This is a genomic window from Flagellimonas iocasae (genome assembly GCF_042682725.1).
GTDB classification, from domain to species: Bacteria; Bacteroidota; Bacteroidia; order Flavobacteriales; family Flavobacteriaceae; genus Flagellimonas; species Flagellimonas iocasae.
The window spans coordinates 1435299-1455155 of sequence record NZ_JBHUHU010000003.1 but is presented as its reverse complement, the minus strand read 5'-3'; the positions used below and the strand labels follow the sequence as shown (position 1 = coordinate 1455155).

At 42.6% G+C, this 19857-nt stretch carries 16 protein-coding genes; 1 reads left to right on the top strand and 15 read right to left on the bottom strand.

Annotated elements, in window-relative coordinates; genetic code table 11:
• Positions 1-7: 7 nt before the first annotated feature.
• The 8 genes from ACFSJE_RS13665 to cyoE form a co-directional block, all read right to left on the bottom strand.
• Positions 8-220 carry a hypothetical protein gene (locus tag ACFSJE_RS13665; protein WP_379831526.1) on the bottom strand — a complete coding sequence of 71 codons (213 nt, stop codon included), beginning with the start codon at positions 218-220 and terminating at the stop codon, positions 8-10.
• 11 nt (positions 221-231) lie between these two features.
• Positions 232-759 carry a DUF420 domain-containing protein gene (locus tag ACFSJE_RS13660; RefSeq protein ID WP_379831525.1) on the bottom strand — a complete coding sequence of 176 codons (528 nt, stop codon included), beginning with the start codon at positions 757-759 and terminating at the stop codon, positions 232-234.
• Complete coding sequence (locus ACFSJE_RS13655; protein ID WP_379831524.1) at positions 759-1502, bottom strand: SCO family protein; 744 nt, start codon at positions 1500-1502, stop codon at positions 759-761. Before ACFSJE_RS13655 ends, ACFSJE_RS13660 begins: the two co-directional genes overlap by 1 nt.
• Positions 1483-2115 (bottom strand): hypothetical protein, encoded by a 633-nt coding sequence (locus tag ACFSJE_RS13650; RefSeq protein WP_379831523.1) that lies wholly within the window; start codon positions 2113-2115, stop codon positions 1483-1485. Before ACFSJE_RS13650 ends, ACFSJE_RS13655 begins: the two co-directional genes overlap by 20 nt.
• Positions 2116-2184: 69 nt before the next feature.
• Positions 2185-2568, bottom strand: a complete 384-nt coding sequence (locus ACFSJE_RS13645; protein ID WP_379831522.1) for a cytochrome C oxidase subunit IV family protein — start codon at positions 2566-2568, stop codon at positions 2185-2187.
• A 15-nt stretch (positions 2569-2583) separates the two neighbouring features.
• On the bottom strand, positions 2584-3558 hold the full coding sequence (locus ACFSJE_RS13640) for a cytochrome c oxidase subunit 3 (protein WP_379831521.1): 975 nt from the start codon (positions 3556-3558) through the stop codon (positions 2584-2586).
• A 92-nt stretch (positions 3559-3650) separates the two neighbouring features.
• Positions 3651-4232, bottom strand: a complete 582-nt coding sequence (locus ACFSJE_RS13635; RefSeq protein WP_379831520.1) for a cytochrome c oxidase subunit 3 — start codon at positions 4230-4232, stop codon at positions 3651-3653.
• A 1-nt stretch (position 4233) separates the two neighbouring features.
• The gene (gene cyoE, locus ACFSJE_RS13630) at positions 4234-5136 is read right to left on the bottom strand and encodes a heme o synthase (protein WP_379831519.1); all 903 of its coding nucleotides are present in this window, start codon (positions 5134-5136) and stop codon (positions 4234-4236) included.
• Positions 5137-5259: 123 nt separating this feature from the next.
• Here cyoE and ACFSJE_RS13625 point away from each other — a divergent pair, with 123 nt between their 5' ends.
• Positions 5260-6153: an MBL fold metallo-hydrolase gene (locus ACFSJE_RS13625; RefSeq protein WP_379831518.1), complete on the top strand. Its 894-nt coding sequence runs from the start codon at positions 5260-5262 to the stop codon at positions 6151-6153.
• 75 nt (positions 6154-6228) lie between these two features.
• Here the strand turns inward: ACFSJE_RS13625 and ACFSJE_RS13620 are convergent, their stop codons facing one another.
• The 7 genes from ACFSJE_RS13620 to ACFSJE_RS13590 form a co-directional block, all read right to left on the bottom strand.
• A complete protein-coding gene (locus tag ACFSJE_RS13620; RefSeq protein ID WP_379831517.1) occupies positions 6229-6933 on the bottom strand; it encodes an energy transducer TonB in 705 nt (234 codons plus the stop codon).
• A gap of 52 nt (positions 6934-6985) precedes the next feature.
• Complete coding sequence (locus ACFSJE_RS13615) at positions 6986-7393, bottom strand: VanZ family protein (RefSeq protein ID WP_379831516.1); 408 nt, start codon at positions 7391-7393, stop codon at positions 6986-6988.
• A complete protein-coding gene (gcvH, locus tag ACFSJE_RS13610) occupies positions 7386-7766 on the bottom strand; it encodes a glycine cleavage system protein GcvH (protein ID WP_379831515.1) in 381 nt (126 codons plus the stop codon). The genes ACFSJE_RS13615 and gcvH overlap by 8 nt, the downstream gene beginning before the upstream one ends.
• A gap of 104 nt (positions 7767-7870) precedes the next feature.
• On the bottom strand, positions 7871-15010 hold the full coding sequence (gene sov, locus ACFSJE_RS13605; protein ID WP_379831514.1) for a T9SS outer membrane translocon Sov/SprA: 7140 nt from the start codon (positions 15008-15010) through the stop codon (positions 7871-7873).
• 5 nt (positions 15011-15015) lie between these two features.
• Positions 15016-15597, bottom strand: a complete 582-nt coding sequence (gene ruvA / locus ACFSJE_RS13600; protein WP_379831513.1) for a Holliday junction branch migration protein RuvA — start codon at positions 15595-15597, stop codon at positions 15016-15018.
• A 33-nt stretch (positions 15598-15630) separates the two neighbouring features.
• Entirely contained in the window at positions 15631-17928 is a 2298-nt protein-coding gene (locus tag ACFSJE_RS13595) for an NADP-dependent malic enzyme (protein ID WP_379831512.1), read from the bottom strand.
• A 127-nt stretch (positions 17929-18055) separates the two neighbouring features.
• Positions 18056-19729: an MFS transporter gene (locus tag ACFSJE_RS13590; protein WP_379831511.1), complete on the bottom strand. Its 1674-nt coding sequence runs from the start codon at positions 19727-19729 to the stop codon at positions 18056-18058.
• Positions 19730-19857: the final 128 nt, after the last annotated feature.

Below are 19857 nucleotides of genomic sequence, written 5' to 3'. Positions count from 1 at the left end.
AAAATGTTCAACCCCTCATCCTACGATAAATAAAATAGAATAAACCCGCTACCAAAACGTAGGGGATGGCCATTAGATACACAATGCCATTATTGATACCTTCGGCAGTACTTCCATCGGCCTCACTTTCAACGACTGCACGGCACATGGCACATTGGGCCTCCATAGTTGATGGAAAAACCAAGAGCAACAGTACAATCAAGAAAATTTTAGCTCTCATAAAATAAACCGTTAATAGTAGGGAGAAATCATAACGTAAACAATGACGCCGGTCACTGCCACATAAAGCCAAATGGGAAAGGTATATTTGGCCCACAACCGATGGCTTTCAAAATCTTCCAGATACACCTTGGAATAGGTAATCAACACGAGTGGTATCACAGAAATGGACAGGACGATATGGGTCATTAGAATAAAATAGTAGAGATACTTTAAATTACCATCACCTCCATAGATCGTAGTTTCGGAAGTCATATGATAGACCACGTACATGACCAAAAAAAGGGCTGATAGAAAAATACAGGTGGTCATTAACTTTTCGTGTATTGCCCTTTTTCCATTCTTAATGGCAATAACAGCCGCTACAAGCAAAACCGCCGTCATTCCGTTGATGGTGGCATAAATGGGCGGCAAAAAAGTTAAGGGTTCCGAATTGGGTATTTTGTAGGCAAACAACAATGCCACAACTAAAGGGATTGCCACGGATATGACCGTGATCCACTTGTTAAATTTCTTCTCTTTCGTAGAAACTTCTCCCATTATTCTGCAAGCAATTTTTTAATGTCTTCTTTTAATATGGTAATCTGCTGCGCTTCGCCATCAGCATTTACACCTTCCTTTTCGGTTATGGTACCTCGATAGTAGATCAAGGGGTTTCCGAACTCATCCTCCCGCGAACGAATATACCCATTTTTATCGATCAGTGCGAACATTCCGGAGTGTTCAAACCCACCTGGTGCATCCTCATCTTCATTGGCCAAAATATAAAATCCCTCTTGGGCCAAACTGTATATTTTCTCTTGATCTCCGGTCATTAAATGCCAATTTTTATTTGTGATTCCATACTTGTCCGCATACTTTTTGAGCACCGATGGGGTATCATATCTTGGATTGATGGTAAAGGAAGCCACGCCAAAATCTTCTTTGTCCTTGAATGTATTTTGAATTTCAACCAGATTTTGGGTCATAATGGGGCAAATGGTTGGGCAGGTCGTGAAGAAAAATTCCACCACATATACCTTTCCTAAGTAATCTTTGTTGGTAACCAGGGTACTGTCTTGATTCAAAAATGCAAACTCCGGCACCTTTCGTTTTTGACCATTATTTACCACAAAGCCCACTTTGTTTTGACCAGCACCAACACTCATTCGGTCATTCTCCACAATGGTGCCACTTTTCACCCTTTTGGTAATTTCATAAACAGCGAAAATGCCAAAAATCAAAATGATGGCTGATACCCAAACGTAGGTGTACTTTTTCTTTTTATTTGCTCCTGTCGGCATTGTTCTTTTTTAAAGCGAGGCGATACTCGGCCAAAATTATTTTGACATCGTCCTCCATTTTATTATTCAGTTCTGCCACGGATGTGGTGTTGAAGCCATATTTGATTCCTTCATCCTCATCGTCTGTTCGCCCTCTGAGGTTTCGGTCCTTGTCGACAATGAACACAAAAGGTGTATATAAATCTGAATCCAAGGTAAGATCGGTCTTCAATTCATTAAAAAATGACCGTATTTCTGCATCAGTACCAAAAGCGAAGTTCCATTTTTCTGCATTGGATAGTTCATTGAGTTCTTCTCGAAGCGATTCTACCTGATCTTTGCTTGATTCCGGCACGACCATCAGCATTTGAAAATCGTGAAACTCGCTGAAGCGCTTATAGATTTTTTGATTCAGGTTGAAGGCATTTCCCTTCTTCCCTTCCACATCGCGACCCAAAAATCCCAAGATCGTTATTTTTCCATCCAAAGTCACGGAAGGGTCTATCTGTGAAATATCCGGGACATTCTCGGTCAGTGTGGGCAGTTTTCCAAAGTTGTTGACCCCTGATGCAAAAAACAAATAGGCCACTAATGGAAAGACAAAAAGAATCACTAAAACAAAGGTCTTTTTCATAGCGCAATAAACCTTGCAAAAATAAAAAAAGACGGTTGGAAAACCGTCTTTTACTATCTTAAATCCTGTTTAGAAATTCCAGGCCAAAAACCCTTCTTTATAAACATTGTAGATGTAGTCTGCCTCAAACAGGAGAATGAACAGCAAATAACAAATCAGGAAAATCGGTGTCCAAACTACGGCTCTCCTTAAAGAGCTTTTTTCATCACGCATGTGCATGAAGTCCCATGTGATGTAGTAGGCCTTTACTAAAGTAAGGGCAATAAAAATCCAGTTTAAAAGCTTCATTCCAATAAAGTAATGATGCGTTAAAAAACGTGGTTTTGTAATACCCAAGGCTACTTCAATTGCGGTAACAATGGTAAGGAAAATCAATACGCCCCATATTTTTTGGACGTTTGACTTAAATTTTAGCAGTCCTCTAAAAATCTCAAGTTTATGATCGTGTGCCATTATATAATCAATGTTTTAAACCAAATAAAAGAATGTAAATACGAATACCCATACCAAATCCACAAAGTGCCAGTACAGACCAACCTTTTCTACCATTTCATAATGCCCCCTGCGTTCATAAGTACCCAGAATAACATTGAAAAAGATAATGATGTTAATGACCACACCAGAGAATACGTGGAATCCATGGAATCCAGTAATAAAGAAAAAGAAATCAGCAAAAAGTCGGCTACCATACTCGTTATGGACAAGGTTGGCCCCTTCCACCACTTGTTTGGCATCCAAAATTTTGGCCAATGATTCTTCCCTGTTCAATACGGTTTTTTTACCTTCTTCATTGATGGTTTCTGTACGGATCAGGATGTTTGGTGTAGCTTTGAAGCCTTCCACCACTTCATTCAAGGAAAATGAAGTTTTGTACCCTTCTTCCTCGAACCAGATTCCCTGACTTTTTAAATGTTTTACACGCTCTTCGGGAAGCGTTTTGGCGAAATCTGCCAAAGAAGCTCTTTCACCTGTCTCGGCATTTACAAACTGAAGGATACGACCTCCTTTGGTTTCAATAGCTCCATGGTCCCCTCTAATAAAAGTGGCCCATTCCCATGCCTGTGAACCAACGAAAATGGCACCACCAATAATGGTTAGAAACATATAGAGAATTACTCCATTCTGCTTCATTTTATGCCCAGCATCCACAGCGAGCACCATAGTCACGGAGGACATAATCAAAATAAAGGTCATAAAGGCCACGTAGTACATGGGGAAATTCCCATGGAAAAAAGGGACGTGGGTAAAAACCTCATCGGCGATGGGCCAAGTCTCTATAAACTTGAACCTGGAAAAGCCGTAAGACACCAAAAACCCAGAAAAGGTCAAGGCATCCGAGACAATAAAAAACCACATCATCAATTTACCATAGCTTGCGCCGAGGGGTCTATTTCCACCTCCCCAAACGCTGTCTTCTGTACCGGTAGTCACCGTTGCATCCATATAAAAGGTCGTTTTAGTAAAACTTTCACAAATTTACACCTTTTGACGTATTCAAAAAGATAAACTTGAATGAAAACTTGTTGAACAAAGATTTATTTCACGAAATACATAAATAGTATTAAATACACCCAAAGAAAATCCAAAAAATGCCAGAAGGTGGCACCCAATTCCATACCCAGCATATCGCCCGGCATATATTTTCCGCGTACTTGCTGGACAAGCACCACCAACAGTGATATTAAACCAGCTACCACGTGGGCAATGTGCACCGCGGCTATCAAAAAAACATAGGACATTTTAATGTTGCTGGTAGGGCCCGTAAAATAGTAGCCGTTTTCCAACATCTGAGAAAATCCATTGAACTGGAATACGATAAAAGTTATGCCCAAAACAAAGGTCACCAGTAAAAAGATGGTTCCCATTTTCTGATCGTTCCTTCCCACATATTTTTTGGCCACGAAATAGGTGATGCTGCTCAAAATTATAATGGCCGTACTTATAAAAAAGGCTTGAGGCAGCTCCAAATCACTGATCCAGTCATCCCGTTTGCTACTAACTATATAGGCGCTGGTCCAACCTGCAAATCCCATGATAAGGCTAACAATGCCAAACCATAGCATCATTTTTTTTGCCCTTCTATTTTTCTCCTCTGCTGTTCCCTGGGTTAAATCCATTTTATGAAATAAACTTATCTACTACGTAAATTACTTGAATCAATGATATATAGGTGACACTGGCCAACATCAATCGTCTTGCGGTGACATTTTCCCGTTTCTCATATAGTTTTAAGGCAAAAAAGAGCATTACCAGACCTGCCAGCAACACGATTATTGCCGCCGGTATAGACAAAATCAACCTTCCGGTGATACCAAAAACGGGGATTACCGAGATAACAATCATCCAAATGGTATACAATATGATTTGCATGGCCGTGCCCTTGTCTTTCTTTCCTGTAGGCAACATTTTAAATCCGGCTCTTTTGTAATCTTCGTCCAACATCCAACCTAAAGCCCAAAAATGGGGAAATTGCCAAAAGAACTGAATCATAAAAAGGGTTCCCGGTTCAATGCCAAAATCATCTGTTGCGGCCACCCAACCCAACATAAAAGGTATAGCACCCGGAAATGCCCCAACGAAAACCGATAAGGGCGTCTTCGTCTTTAATGGCGTATACACACTGGTATATAGAAATATGGAAATGGCCCCGAACATGGCTGTCTTTGGACTCAATGCAAACAGGGACACCACTCCAAGAACGGTTAATACTATGGCGACGGTCAGCGCAGTTCTTACTGACATTCGTCCTGAAGGTATAGGTCGATTTTTGGTGCGATTCATCAAGGCATCTAAGTCCTTTTCGATAACCTGATTGAACGCATTGGAGGCTCCCACCATACAATACCCACCAAATGTAAGGAGCAATAAAGAAACCACACTAATCTGATAGGCACCCAAAAAGTATCCGGCAATGGATGAAAAAACCACGCTTACAGCCAACTTGGCCTTTGTAATCTCCTTGAAATCGGAAAATAATAAGGAAAGGGAAGTATTTTTAACGGAACCTACAGCAGATTTCATCCACAAACATAATTGGCTGGCAAAGATAATGTCACTTAATTTCTTTTCCAACCTATTGATGGTCTTTGTGTTATTTTTGAAATATCCATACCTTAATTACATCAACCACAACAGTTAAAAATTATGCGCTACATCCTAAGTTTTCTGCTCTTATGGCCAGTTTTAACGGCACATGCCCAAAATGAAGAAGTCACCATCACTATTGATACCCTTTCCAGAAAAACCTTTATGTTGACCGGAAATGGGGGAAATATTGGAATTTACCTTGGCCAAAACCAGGTTTTTATGGTCGATGACCAATTTGCCCCGATCAGTGAGAAAATAAAAGCGGCCATCTCCACATTGACCAGCAAACCCATCACTTATTTGGTGAACACCCACATGCATGGTGATCATACAGGTGGAAATGTCAATTTTAATACCAATGAAACCGTTTTGGTGGCGCAAGACAATGTTCGGAAGCGTCTTAAATTGAGCGGTGAAGAGAAGCTAAAAGCGAATGAAATCACCCAAGAAGAATATGAAAATACCTTACCGGAAATCACTTTTTCGGAAGACCTTACTTTCCATGATGGTGACGAAACTGTAATGGCCTTTCATATGCACAACGCCCATACGGATGGCGACACCATGATCTATTTTGTAAATGAAAATGTGTTGCACATGGGCGACACCTATTTTGCCGGACGCTATCCTTATATCGATTTAAACAGTGGTGGAAGCATTGATGGTTACATTGCGGCGCACAAAAAAGCCTTGATGGTTATTGATGGGGACACCAAAATAATCCCCGGACACGGGAGACCATCCAACAAAGTTGAACTGGAAACTTATGTAAAAGTCTTGGAAGACATCAAGGAGACCATTCAAAAAGAAGTGACGGCTGGAAAATCCTTGGAAGAGGTTAAAAGTAATTCATCCCTTACCTCCAAATATGATGCGGATTACGGAACGGGCTATATAAATCCAGAGCGCATGCGGGAAACGGTTTATAATAGTCTGACCTCAAAACCATAGTGGAGTAACAAAAAAAGCCCTGACATTTCCATCAGGGCTTTTTCCATTCCCGCCTCAACAGGAACAATTTATATTTTACTGAAGCTTAAATGTAATTGGAATACTGAAAGGTACTTTTACAGCTCTACCTCTCTGCTTTCCTGGAGTCATTTTAGGCAATTTTTGAATAATACGTAATGCCTCAGCTTCCAAGTTCTTATCTGGTCCACGCATTCTAATGTTTCCGATACTTCCGTCCTTTTGGATAACGAAAATCACGTTCACCCTACCTTGAACCCCCATTTCTTGAGCGATTTCAGGATATTGGAAGTTTTTACGAATATGCTTCTGCATCATTTCTTGAAAACAAGCTTTTTTATCGCTGGCTCCTTCGCAGCCAGGGAAAACAGGCACGTCTTCAATAACAGCAAATGGAACTGAGATATCTTCTTCAACTTCTTCTACCACTACCTCTTCGATTTCAACAACCTCTTCTTCTTGGCTGGTCTCGGTAGATTCGATTACAGTTTCTTCAACCTCCTCTTCATCTTCAACAACCTCAATTACCTCAGGCGCAGCTGGCGGTGGTGGTGGTGGTGGTGTTTTAATTTGTTCAGTCATTGGAACTTCCTCGTCCAATTGATCCTCAACGTTCAAGGCAATGTCGTAATCATTCGCCTTATCATATTTTTTCCATTCCATGGCTCCATACACCAATGCCAAAACAGCAGCAAGCCCTACCACAAAATAGAGCGAACTGTTTCTTCCTACATCAGCTTTTGGATTCTTCTTTGGTTCCATCTTTTTGAATTTAGTGTTCGCTAATTTAATTATTAATTAGTTAAATAAGCAATTAAAATTTCCATTTTAACGGCCTTCCCTTAGAAAAAAGCCATCTAACTAGGCCAATTCCTACAAATGCCCCTAATGAATTTGCCAAAACATCGCCAAATTCGGCCATTCGATCCACCGTAAGTGTGTATTGTAAAGCCTCAATAAGTATGCCATAGCCAATGGCCGCCAGCAAAATATATTTTGTTGTTTTTCTCAATGTCCAATGGCCCTGGGTACGTTCCCGAACAAACATGCATCCTAAAAATGCAAAGACCGTATAAAACACGAAATGGGTGATTTTGTCCGCAAAGGGTATGTTCAAAGTACCGGTATCCAAGTCCAAATCGGACAAAGAAAATAAGCTGAGTGTTGTTATGAACATCACCCAGCTTATAAATAATAAGGTATAGAGATACCGTTTACGCACCTATCAATGCTTTGTAATCTGCGTCGCTCATTAAATCATCCACCTCTGAAGCATCACTGAATTTTATCTTGATCATCCAACCTTCTCCATAAGGATCGGTATTTACTTTCTCTGGTTCATCCTCCAAGCTTTCGTTGAACTCGATAATTTCTCCACTGAGTGGCAAAAAAAGGTCAGAAACGGTCTTCACCGCTTCCACAGTTCCAAAAACCTCTTCCCTGTCCAAGGTCTCATCCAAGGTTTCCACTTCCACATAAACAATATCACCCAACTCTCCTTGGGCAAAATCTGTGATTCCTACGGTTGCAATGTCACCGTCTATTTTGACCCATTCGTGGTCCTTGGTGTACTTTAGTTCAGATGGTATGTTCATTTGTCAAAGTTTGAAATTAGTCGATGGACAAATGTAACGGATTGCGGTTTGGTTTTCAAACAAACTTTCCAATTAAATTGGGAGAAAAACCAAATCACTTCTTATTAATTCCCGAAGTTGTACCGAAGGGTAAAACCAGTGTTGATTGTGGTTTGTGGAAATGCTGTGGAGACCGCAAATTTAGAGAAGGAATGATCGTAGAAGAAAAGTGCGTTCAAACTTTTGCTCAACGCGTAATCTGCCGTGAATTTCACGGACATCAATTTTTGGCCTGAAGTAATCTGGTTGTTGTCGATATCCAAGTTACGGATGATGGTGATATTATCCCGTAGGGATAAATCCGCCTTAAGGTTCAAGTCTCCTTTTAAGCGTGTTTTTTCACCCCCAATATTGGTCACAAACTTTACATCCTTGAAACGATATCCCAATCCAAGCGTATACTCCTTTCCATTGATTTCTGTAAGCAAGTTGTTATCAAAACTCAATGAAAGGGTTCTGTCTGTTCGCACCTCAGCCAAGAAACTGAAGGAGTTGGTCATCTCAAAATCGACCCGCATCAATGGATTGAATTGGTCCGTCAACACCACATTATTAATAATGTTCTCTGGAAGACGGTCTCCATTTTCTTGGTCGAAGGCCGTATTCTGACGCTCCAGGTTGGTCTGAAAGGAATTTATGCTATATGCGGCACGATAGCCATGACTCAATGAAAAACGCTTGAATTTCTTTCGGAACCATTTGTTCTTCATCAAACCGGTGTACTTGATGTTCCAGTTTGGAATGGGGATTTGCCTAAAGGCATCCAAATTCACCCGATTCACATCTTGACCGGTGTAGGCTGCAAAGAAAGCCGGAAGCAATACTTCTTGTTGCGTTTTTCCGTAGCGCTCTGGAAATCCATCCTCATCCAAAGTACCAGGATTTTCACCTCGGTCTGAAACCAATCGGTTGGCCACAGTTATCCTATTTTGCTTGAAGGTTTCAAAAGTTTCGGAATTGAATTCATCGCTCTTGCTGAAAATGGTACCGATCATAATGGTGGAAATACTGAAGTTTCCGAACATATTGCCCAGCAAGGTTTCGTATTCCAACTGTCCGCCACCTACTTCATTAACCCTAAAGTTTTCTTGATAGCTATTGGTCATTTGGCGGTCTGCCGTCAAGTCAATGGTAATATCCTGAGTGGGTTGTGCAGTGGCAGTGATGTTCAATTGCTTGGTTGAGTTCTCCATGTATTGCGAGTTGAACTCAGGAAATGTCGTCAACCACCCATTTCGAGCCGCCTCAAAACGCACATCAGCCTGACTACCGAATACAAATCCCAAGGTTGGACGCGTTGTGCCGATAAATCCGATGGATTGGGTGTAACCTGGCAACACCTTACCTCGGTTCTCGCTGTAATTCACATTGACCCTTTTTACCATGGTCAGCATATCCACCAAGGTATTAAAACCTTTGCTAGTCTTTTTGGGCACATTGGAATCGGCATCCGAAGCCGGATTCCCAGCTTTGTCCCTGCGCACCGGAGCTTGGTTTGCCAGAACTTTACCATCTTTTTTCTTCAATCCCAAATAATCGTAAAGACGTTGCATGCTCAAATTGGCCGTAATGTTATGGGTACTGGCATTCTGAACGGTATTGATTTGCGCATTTGGATCATTCAATGCCTCTTGCACCACCTCGGCCAAGGCATCACCTCCCCGTTGCCAATCAAAGTTACTGGTGTAGGTATATTGCGCGTTGATAAAATTCAAAAATGGAAACTTACTGAACGGCAATTCGTAGTTCAACTGCATTTGTTGAGCATGCCGGTTCGGCTCACCAACGTCAAAGAAACCATCCCACAAATCCAAGGTTTGGTCAATCCCCGAATCAGGGTCATCATCCATATTGAAATAATTCCGAACAATATTATTATTGGAGCCCGTCAGGTTCAATCGCAAGGATTTACTGAGGCTATAATTTAAGGTGTACTGCCAATTGAACAAATAATTACGCTGCTGCAAAAGTGGTAATTGCAAAGCATCCACCCCAGGTTCCAACACATCCCTAAACCGTTGTTGATTGAAGGAACGGAGATAATTTGCATTCACAGACAGACTTGTGGGCAGTGCATTAAAATTCAAATCCTTCAACCACTGCCAGTATCTGCTTGTAAACAATGAATCTTTCTTGGCGAAAGGGGCCACGGGTGCAGGTTTAAAGTTGTGGTTGTACACAAAACCGGTGTTCACATTTTGATCCCGAAGGTCAGCAATTTCAAAATCCCTATGGTTGGTTTCATTATAGGAATAATTGAAGGTGAAATTTTCTACATCAAAGAAGTTGGCCTCAGCCTCTTCCCCTCTATTTTTTCGAACCCCGATTAGGTTGATGCTGGTACGCTTGGTATAATCTTCGGCCTGCTTTTGAATGGCCTCGGCATCTTCAGGAGTTTCAGCTGCAGAAATACGATCTTCCAATTTAAGGTCATCGTACACAGGGTCGAACTCTGGAGTGATCAAGGTTTCTGAAATTCCGTAGTTGAACGGTAACTGAAGATTCCATTTCTTCGGAAACAATTGGCCTACGTTCACATTGGTGACTACATCATACGAAATGGCGTCTTCCCTAGAACGTTCATTGGGCATCTGGTCTATGGAACCAAATCCAGAAGTACTCTTGCTTCCAGTAGCCGATACATTGGCAAAATCAGCCATGTTGGCGTCCATGGCAGCAATTGCAGCCCATCCCCCATTGTTATCCAATCCGGCTAAACGAAGTTCATTGAACCAAACCTCACCACGGGCGGGCAAATCATCTATGTTTTTGATACCAACCATCATCCCCCGAATACTTCCCAAAGATGGATTACCTCGAATCCCAATACGTACCCGTCCCAAGGCTCTTGGCGCAAATTCATCCACGGGAATAACTTCGCCATCCACCACTTCATAATAATTGACTTGGTTCAGGGTCTGTTCGGCAATACCTCTTGATTTCACTTTATTTAAATCATCCAAAGCGATATCAATTTGGTTGACATCTGGCCATATCTGGTCCGCAGAGGTAACATTGAAAGGTGTAAACTGAAGCGGTAGTTCTATCTGGTAAAAGTTTTCCGAAAAGTCAGTACCAATTCTAAGGAAACCAACCAATGGCGTATCATCGTCTGCATAATCTCCATTCAATATTTTTTCGGCATGCATGAACATTTTTATCCGTTCATACTGCCGCACATCAATATTTACATTTTTAAAAACACCTCGTGAATCTTCCGACTCCAAATTCTCCACCACAAAAGACAACGACTGCTCATTTTGGCGGATAATGGTGTTGTTATTGTTCAACTGCTCCCGAACAACTCCTGGAGGCAATACATAAGGTATAGGTTGGCGGCCAAAGTTCTCTTCAATATTGACGGTGTTCACATCGGTCACAGTGCCATCATCCGAAGGATCATTGTCCACATCGGGCTGTAATGACCTTGCGTAGGTACGCCAATCGCCACGAACCAAATCCAAGGTGGCAAAACGAAGCACCACATCATCCGAGAATCCGGTGAGGTACATCCGCATAAAGCTAATGGACCTAAAATCCGCTATTCCACCCACAGCATCCGTAAAATCACTCAATGGAATTTTATACTGAATCCATCTTCGGTTCAGTTGGGTACCGTTGGGAAGTGATGGAGTCAATCCCTCGCGGATATCCGTTACATATTGATCGTTGATGGTGGTGTTTGGCTTAATCTGAATGCGATATTCATAATAACTGTTCACCGTGTTCATGGTTAGATCACGGTCAATATCTTCCACATCGGGCAAGGTGGTCGACCCCCGGTTTGTGTTGGTCACTGCTACGGGCGAGTTCCCCTGTGTGTTGTTGAAATCCAGGTATCGCTCCAAAATACTACCCTCTCTGTTCAGGTAGTAACGATAGTTATCCAAAGCAGGGTCTTCCGAAGGTCCATTATAAATGGCCTGCTCGGCGGCATCATCCAATCCATCCAAACCAACATCCTGTAATACTCGGTTGGTCTCGTCGGCATCAAAAGCATAGACCAAGGATTGAGTGGAAGGTACCTGCCCCCAAATTGTAGGTCTTGGCACTTCATTATTAGTACTTGCCGGCAATCCATTTTCGTATTGTTTGCGACCATCCCTTAGAATATCTTCGGAAATGTTCCCCAAATTCAGCACCAGTTCCCCTGCATTGGCATCAGTTGTCTGACCGTCAACATAAGGGTCCAATACCCAAAATTGAACAAACTCCACATTGGATTGTTCAAAGTTGGTACTGCTCAACGGACGCATAATCCCCGCCCATTTTGCTTCAGGAGTTTCAGTCTCAAAACTAGGGTTGGCGTTGTAGGGTCCTTTTTGGTTAGGATAGTACACAATATCCAAGGTACTCTGCACCTGTGTCTGCCCCTGGGCAATATCAGTCTCGGTAAACACCTCATCAATAAATACCCTTCGGGTCGTATTCAATGAAATATCACTATCGGACATCCCGGAGGGTCTCTGATTGGTGTAAAAAATAGGGTCGATGGTATACCATGCCATTTTTGCCCTTTCATGCCCCACATCGATACCAGTGCGGTCCTGCAAGAATTCAACTGGTGGACTTGCCAAGGTCCAACCCAATGATGATCGAATATCAATCAAGGCTTGAGCTCCTTCAAAATCATCCAAATAAGTTGTGGTCTCCCCTTGGAAATCTGCATTTTTGGGAGAATTAGGCTTCAAAACCGCCACTTCTCCCCGAAGTGATAGGTTGGAAGGCACATCGGTATCAATATTCGGTAATTTATTGGCCAAACGGGTCAAAAATGGAAGCTCCGTACTGAAGTTTCCATTCAAACCAAAAATAGTATTGTTGACAGGCTCAATTCCGTAGTTCGATTTTTGGGTCAGTGGGCGTTCATTCAAATTGAGGAGAGTTCCACCCAACACAAAGTTTTTATTGAATTGATGCTCCACATTGATTCCGGTAAACCTTCGAGTCTGTTGACCGAAAACCGCATTATTTTCCACCGAAATATTGATGGGCGTATTGGAAGCTGCCAAACTTGGGTCCAAAATCTGAACGGTCCCCGCCTGATAGTTCACCGTATAGTCAATTCCTTCTTGAAGCTGTCGCCCTCCGGCCGTTACCCGAACCGAACCTCGCGGCACATTAAAGGCTCCGATAGGAATTCCGTTGTTCCCCTGCGATTTATAACGACCTTTTATTTGAAAACGGTTCTTCTCAGCATCCTGTAGCGAAGCAGCCTTGGTTTTAGCATACATGTTACGGAACACATATCGCTGCTGGTTTGCGTTATAACCTTGGTCGTTCTCCACATCATAAACACCGCCACCCAATTGGTTGAACAAGTACTCCCCAAAAGGTTCCACCTTGGTAAAGATGATTCGGCCCGATGTTGGGTCCACGGTAATTCCCGGCACATAATCAAAAAATCCATCCCCGCCAGGCTGAATATCATTGTACACATTAAGACGGTCCAGATTGAACACATTGATCAAAATGCGGTCTTCCAATCCATCCGGCCATCCCGCATTGGGGTCTACCGGGGTAATATAATTTCGCGGTGTGGGGTCTGAATAGAGAATGTTCAATTTAAAATCTTCCTCACTCAACTGAAAAGCTCCTGTGGCGTAGATGTTTTTCATCATCAAATCCCAGATGGGGTCTTCCACATTGGTGATGTTACTCTTCAATAATTTAAGGATGAGGGTATTGTTCTCAATGATGGGATTTACACCGCCTGAAACCGTCGTGGCATCGACACCCCCGTTGGCAAATTCACCCACTTGGTACACTTGTCCGTTGTAGGTATACTGAAAGGCAACCCCTAAAACTTCGTCGTTGCTCAATCGTTGGTTCAAGGAAATGTAACCCAATTGGGAATCAAATTGGTAGTCACGGGTCGGTTCCAGTTTTCGGGCGTTTTCCAAGATGGCATAGTCGAAACCTTGGTTCACCTGATATCCTGGAATGTTGAATCCAGCTTCTACGGTGGCAATATCACGTATGGATTGGGTCAATGCGCCAGAGCCAATTTCATTGGGGTTATAATCGTTCGCAGCGTTTTGGGGAAGTCCTGTAGTAATTGCGGCAGGGTTAAAAAACCCCGCTGGGTCTCCATTATTTCTTCCGATTCGAGTTTTCTCTGATAAGGCTTCACCCAAATCCTGGATGGCCACCACGTTCCGAACATTCAAGGTCTGTTGGTTTCGGTTGGTCACCCAAACCTCTAAACGGGTAATTTGAATTTGACTCCTGATAAAGGGATAGTTTTGTAACGCTTCATCATAATGGTCCCTAAAATATTGCGCCAAGAAAAAGTGTTTGTCCTCATCATACTCCAAAGCGGTAAGTGCAAATTCGTTCAACGTTCCTCCTCCTTGGGCCACAACCGTATTGTTTTGGGAACGTTGCTCTGAAAAAACCGCGGTAACGGTCGTCTTCCCGAATTGCAGTTGTGTTTTTACCCCAAAAAGACTTTGAGCCCCTGTAATCAAAGAGCTGTTCAAAGGCATGTTGACGTTACCAATCTCAATTTTACGGAGAATATCGTCCTCTGTTGGGGTATATTCCAGTTTGACCAAGTTTTGGAAATCAAAAGTGGCTTCTGTATCGTAGTTTGCGGTCACTTGAAGTCGTTCCCCCACTTTACCCAACAAGCTTAAACTGATACGCTGGTCAAAATCGAAAGAAAGATTGGTCCGGTTTCTTGGTGACAGGGCAGGGTTATCATTTTTCTGCCACAACACCCCCAAATCCATGGCAACAGAACCTTGGGGAATCACTTCAATAGTATTTCCACCAAAAATGGATTCAAAAAAGTTACTGTTCACATAAAAATTGGGCAATAGATTTTTTCGGGCTTCCTCACTTCCTTCTTTTCGACCTGTGAAGGCATCAATTTTCTGCTTGAAGTAGGATTTCATCTCCTCCTTTTGCACCAAATCATAATATTGTTCTGGCGTAAGGATGAGGGGGTAACTTACATTAAAATCCCCAACACTCTCTGTGTAGATATATTGATTTGTCTCGGGGTCGTAGGTATACTTGGCAATGATGGTATCAGGGTTCTCCAATATCAAGCGTCCAAGCGATGCGCCCGTCTGTACAGAATCTTGTGCCCGCTCATTGGTATCCTGACCCATCATTGTGGTCACGGTCAAAAAACAAGTAAACAAGAAAATGTACTTAAAACTCGATGGTTTAAGCATTGGTTTTGCCCCTCTTTTCAAACTAGTTACAAATTTTTCAGCGCCTGTTTAATAGTATTCTCAACGCTAAGTGAAGGGTCTTGGGAAAGCACTTTGTCAACCACCTTTTCAGATTGTCTTCTTGTGAAACCAAGAACCTCTAAAGCAGATAACGCTTCTTCTTTACTTGTATTGTTTGATTGAAGGGAAACTTCTCCCATATCGTAGACTTTCAAAATCTTGTCTTTCAGATCCAAGATTACACGTTGGGCCGTCTTGGCCCCTATCCCCTTGATTGCCTGAATGGAAGGTACATTTTCATTGGCAATGGCATCCCTAACTTCGGTGGGCGAAAGTGAGGATAACATGGTCCTTGCAGTGCTGGAACCAACCCCTGAAACGGATATCAATAATCGAAAGATTTCCCGTTCTGATCGCTCTGCAAAACCAAAAAGGGTGTGGGAGTCTTCCTTGACCAAAAGATGGGTGTACAAATGAATATTTTCTTCATCCCTGAGCAAGGAAAAGGTATGCAAGGAAATATTCAAAAAGTATCCCACCCCATTGCATTCCACAATGACATAGGTGGGATTCTTTTCTACTAATTTTCCTCTTAAATGGTTGATCATTACTCGAACCTAAGGTTACTTTTTGTATTGGTATTAGGATTCCTCCATTCTGGCCTTTCTCCGCTTTTCCCTTTCTTGGGCATCAATTACGGCCACTGCGGTCATATTCACCATTTCATCTACACTGGCACCCAATTGGATAATGTGTGCAGCCCTTGGTAAACCTACCATGATTGGACCAATGGAGTCGGCCTTGTTCAATCCTTTCAGCAATTTATAGGTAATGTTCGCGGATTCCAAATTTGGGAAAATCAATGTATTGACTTTTTTACCCGAAATCTTAGAAAACGGAAAATTGTTGTTGCACAATTCCTGACTTAGGGCAAAATCAGTCTGAATCTCCCCGTCCACTACCAAATCAGGATTGGTTTCATGCAAAATACGAACGGCCTCCCTTACTTTGCTGGCATGCGGGTGACTTGACGACCCAAAATTAGCATAGGACAACATGGCCATAACCGGGTCAAAACCAAAAGTTTTGGCCACATTGGCGGTCATTTTGGCTATTTCTGCCAAATCCTCTGCGTTGGGATCAATATTGATTGAGGTATCAGCCAAAAAGAGCGGTCCTCTTTCCGTAATCATGATGTTTACAGTAGATGCATTCTTTACACCCTTTGCCCGGCCCAATACTTCAAAAACAGGTTTTAAAACCCTTGGATACGACCTTGAATATCCAGAAATCATTCCATCGGCATCACCTTCTTGAAGCATCATGGCACCAAAATAGTTTCGCTTGCCCATGTTGACACGCGCACTGTATTTGGTCTCCCCTTTTCGCTTTCTATTCTCCCACAATTTTAAAGCATACTTTGTCCGCATGGCGCTGGCCTCATCCGACCTAGGATCAATAATCGGCACCTCAGCATCAAAGTCAAGTTCCTGCTTCAAATTTTCAATGGTTTCCTTGTGTCCCAAAAGGATGGGTATGGCAATACCTTCATCATGGGCAATTTGGGCCGCTTTGAGCACATCCAACAATTCAGCTTCAGCAAAAACAATTCGTTTTGGATTTAACTTGGCTCTGTTGTGCATCAATCGGACCACCTTATTGTCATTGCCAGACCTCTGGTACAATTCTTCTTCGTATTTGTCCCAATCCTGAATTGGATATTTGGCCACACCACTGTCCATAGCCGCTTTGGCTACAGCAGGTGGAATGGTAGTAATCAAGCGTGGGTCAAATGGTTTGGGGATGATGTATTCTTTTCCAAAAGTCAGTCGCGTGGTATCATAAGCGATGTTCACCTGTTCCGGAACGGATTCCCGGGTCAAATCGGCCAACGCGCGCACCGCGGCCATCTTCATTTCCTCATTGATTTTGGTCGCCCTAACATCCAATGCTCCCCTAAAAATGAAGGGAAAACCAAGTACGTTGTTCACTTGGTTCGGATGGTCGGAACGTCCGGTGGCCATAATCACATCCTTACGGGTGGCCAAGGCCAAATCATAGGCTATTTCTGGGTTCGGATTGGCCATTGCGAATACAATGGGATCCTCTGCCATGGAATTGAGCATTTCTGGGGTTACCACATCAGCAATGGAAAGCCCGATGAACACATCGGCATCTTTCATGGCTTCTTCCAGCGTATCTATTTTCCGATCCGTTGCAAACTCCTTTTTCTCCTCACTCAAATTCTCCCGATCACTGCGGATGACACCCTTACTGTCCAACATTACAATGTTCTCCGCTTTGGCACCAAAGGCCTTGTAGAGTTTTGTACAGGAAACCGCGGCGGCTCCGGCTCCACTTACCACTATTTTGACCTCATCAATCTTTTGATCGGTCAATTCCAAAGCGTTCAGCAAAGCTGCTGCCGAAATAATGGCGGTTCCGTGCTGGTCATCGTGCATTACGGGAATATCCAATTCTTCCTTTAGACGGCGTTCAATTTCAAATGCTTCCGGAGCTTTGATATCTTCCAAATTGATTCCCCCAAACGTAGGTGCAATGGTTTTGACAGTTTCAATGAATTTTTCCACGTCCTCGGTGTCCAATTCAATATCAATCCCATCAATATCTGCAAAAATCTTGAAGAGCAGACTTTTTCCTTCCATTACGGGTTTTGAAGCTTCTGGTCCAATATTACCTAGACCCAAAACAGCTGTACCATTTGAAATAACGGCCACAATGTTTCCTTTGGCCGTGTATTTGTAGACATCGTCCTTGTTCTTTTCAATCTCCAGACAGGGTTCTGCCACCCCGGGAGAGTAGGCCAATGCCAAGTCTCTTTGTGTTGAATACGGTTTGGTTGGTACTATCTTTATCTTTCCTGGTTGCGGTTTGGCGTGATAAAGTAACGCCTCTCTTCTTTGTTTTTCCTTACTCATATAGTGGCTAATGAAAGGGTAAAGGTATGGCATTCCATGGTTTTAAGGTAATACCATAGACACCAATTTTGATATTAAAGTTAAACCTGAAACAATATTTAAGGTCAATACCCCTTTCCGTTTTTCATTATGGGATTTCGGTATCAAGTTCCGAATCCTGTTTGTCTTTTGGGAGATTGAGGCGCATGGCCAATAACCCTGCAATAACAAAGAATACCCCTCCGAACAAAATGGCATTGATGGCACTGTTGCTCATCAAATTCTTGATGATGGGACCAAAACTTACGGTCTGAATCAACATGGGAATTACAATCATCATATTTACGATTCCCATATACACCCCTCTACGTTCTTCTGGAATGACCTTGGAAACCATGGCATAGGGAATCCCCATCATTGCGGCCCAACCAATTCCGAATAAAACCATCGGAGCCAATAGCATCCATTGATTTGTAATAAAAGGCATGGTCAACATGGCTATACCTGTAAGGAACAAACAAAGTACATAGACCAGTTTGGACCCAATCTTTGAGGCAATGGGCACCAAGGCCAATGCTACTAACATGGTCACAAAATTGTAGGTGCCGTTCATTAGCCCGGCATGTCCGAGGGCTTGTTCCGCCAAGGATTGAATATGTTCCGCAAAGGACATATCTTCCGCACTAATTTGGGCTCCACCACGAAACGAACTCATTATCGACTCAAATTTTTCATGGTCCTCATTGGTTATTCCGTACAAACTGCTTCGCAACATAGGGGGCATAAATTGCCAGTACACAAACAGGGCATACCATTGAAAAAAGTAAACCGCCGCCAATTTCCAAAGAAAATTGGGCATGATGCCGATAGCTTCGGCGGCTTCAAGTAAAGGGCTCAGCGTGTCCCCCAACTTTTTTATGGATTTATTATCGGGATTTCTTTTGATGATTCGATACAACATGTACAACCACAAAAAGGCAAACACCAATACAACAATGACCCAAAGATTGATGTTGGACCATAAATAGGGGTACAATTCGGCTACCAAATACCCAAGCAATAAGGGCACAGAAAAAATAACGAAGAGTACGCTCAATATCTGGATGATTGGCGCAGGCGTACCTTCATTATGTTGTTTTATTTCTTCCAACTCTTCAGCCGATGGGGGAATCTCTGGTGTTTTCCATACCGACCACATTACGGTTCCAATGGAGGCCAAAGCTCCTAAAAAGAAAGAATAATACACCCAAGTTGGTATGGCGGAAGCCGTCTCAGCGGTAGTATCAAAAAGACCTCCGGTTTCGGCCGATGTACTAAACCAGTGCTGAAAGGCAAACAGCGATAAATTGGCCAAAGTAATCCCAGCTCCAACAAACAAACTCTGCATCTGGTACCCAAACGTCAATTGGCTGTCTGGAAGCTTATCACCCACAAAAGCCCTATAGGGTTCCATGGCCGTATTATTACCCACATCCAATATCCATAACAATCCTACGGCAAACCATAACTCTGGACTATAGGGAAAAGCAAACAAACATAAACTAGCGAGAATGGCTCCAATTAAAAAGAAGGGTTTTCGGCGACCGCCCCATTTGGGTGACCAGGTTTTATCCGATATGGCCCCAATGATAGGCTGAATCAACAATCCGGTGACCGGACCGGCCAGATTCAATAAGGGTAGCTCGTTATGTTCCGCACCCAAAAATGAAAATATTGGGCTAACGGCTGTTTGTTGTAGTCCAAAACTGAATTGAATCCCGAAGAACCCAACATTCATGTTCCAGATTTGCCAGAAGTTTAACCTTGGTTTGGTAATCTTCATCGTTGTGTGAGTTTAGTTAGTTTTTAATTTGAGCTTAGAAAAAGTACGAATTCTTCAAAAAATACCGCAATAAGATAGTATTTTTTCGCATCGACACTCGAAATTATTAGATAAAGCTTTAACTAAGC

Excerpts from the sequence above, each read along its gene's own strand:
- ACFSJE_RS13645 (WP_379831522.1), bottom strand. The coding sequence starts at position 2,568 with ATGGCACACGATCATAAACTTGAGATTTTTAGAGGACTGCTAAAATTT.
- ACFSJE_RS13620 (WP_379831517.1), bottom strand. The coding sequence starts at position 6,933 with ATGGAACCAAAGAAGAATCCAAAAGCTGATGTAGGAAGAAACAGTTCG.
- ACFSJE_RS13655 (WP_379831524.1), bottom strand. The coding sequence starts at position 1,502 with ATGCCGACAGGAGCAAATAAAAAGAAAAAGTACACCTACGTTTGGGTA.
- ACFSJE_RS13590 (WP_379831511.1), bottom strand. The coding sequence starts at position 19,729 with ATGAAGATTACCAAACCAAGGTTAAACTTCTGGCAAATCTGGAACATG.
- ACFSJE_RS13665 (WP_379831526.1), bottom strand. The coding sequence starts at position 220 with ATGAGAGCTAAAATTTTCTTGATTGTACTGTTGCTCTTGGTTTTTCCA.
- ACFSJE_RS13640 (WP_379831521.1), bottom strand. The coding sequence starts at position 3,558 with ATGGATGCAACGGTGACTACCGGTACAGAAGACAGCGTTTGGGGAGGT.
- ACFSJE_RS13625 (WP_379831518.1), top strand. The coding sequence starts at position 5,260 with ATGCGCTACATCCTAAGTTTTCTGCTCTTATGGCCAGTTTTAACGGCA.
- ACFSJE_RS13660 (WP_379831525.1), bottom strand. The coding sequence starts at position 759 with ATGGGAGAAGTTTCTACGAAAGAGAAGAAATTTAACAAGTGGATCACG.
- gcvH (WP_379831515.1), bottom strand. The coding sequence starts at position 7,766 with ATGAACATACCATCTGAACTAAAGTACACCAAGGACCACGAATGGGTC.
- ACFSJE_RS13635 (WP_379831520.1), bottom strand. The coding sequence starts at position 4,232 with ATGGATTTAACCCAGGGAACAGCAGAGGAGAAAAATAGAAGGGCAAAA.
- ACFSJE_RS13650 (WP_379831523.1), bottom strand. The coding sequence starts at position 2,115 with ATGAAAAAGACCTTTGTTTTAGTGATTCTTTTTGTCTTTCCATTAGTG.
- cyoE (WP_379831519.1), bottom strand. The coding sequence starts at position 5,136 with ATGAAATCTGCTGTAGGTTCCGTTAAAAATACTTCCCTTTCCTTATTA.
- ruvA (WP_379831513.1), bottom strand. The coding sequence starts at position 15,597 with ATGATCAACCATTTAAGAGGAAAATTAGTAGAAAAGAATCCCACCTAT.
- ACFSJE_RS13595 (WP_379831512.1), bottom strand. The coding sequence starts at position 17,928 with ATGAGTAAGGAAAAACAAAGAAGAGAGGCGTTACTTTATCACGCCAAA.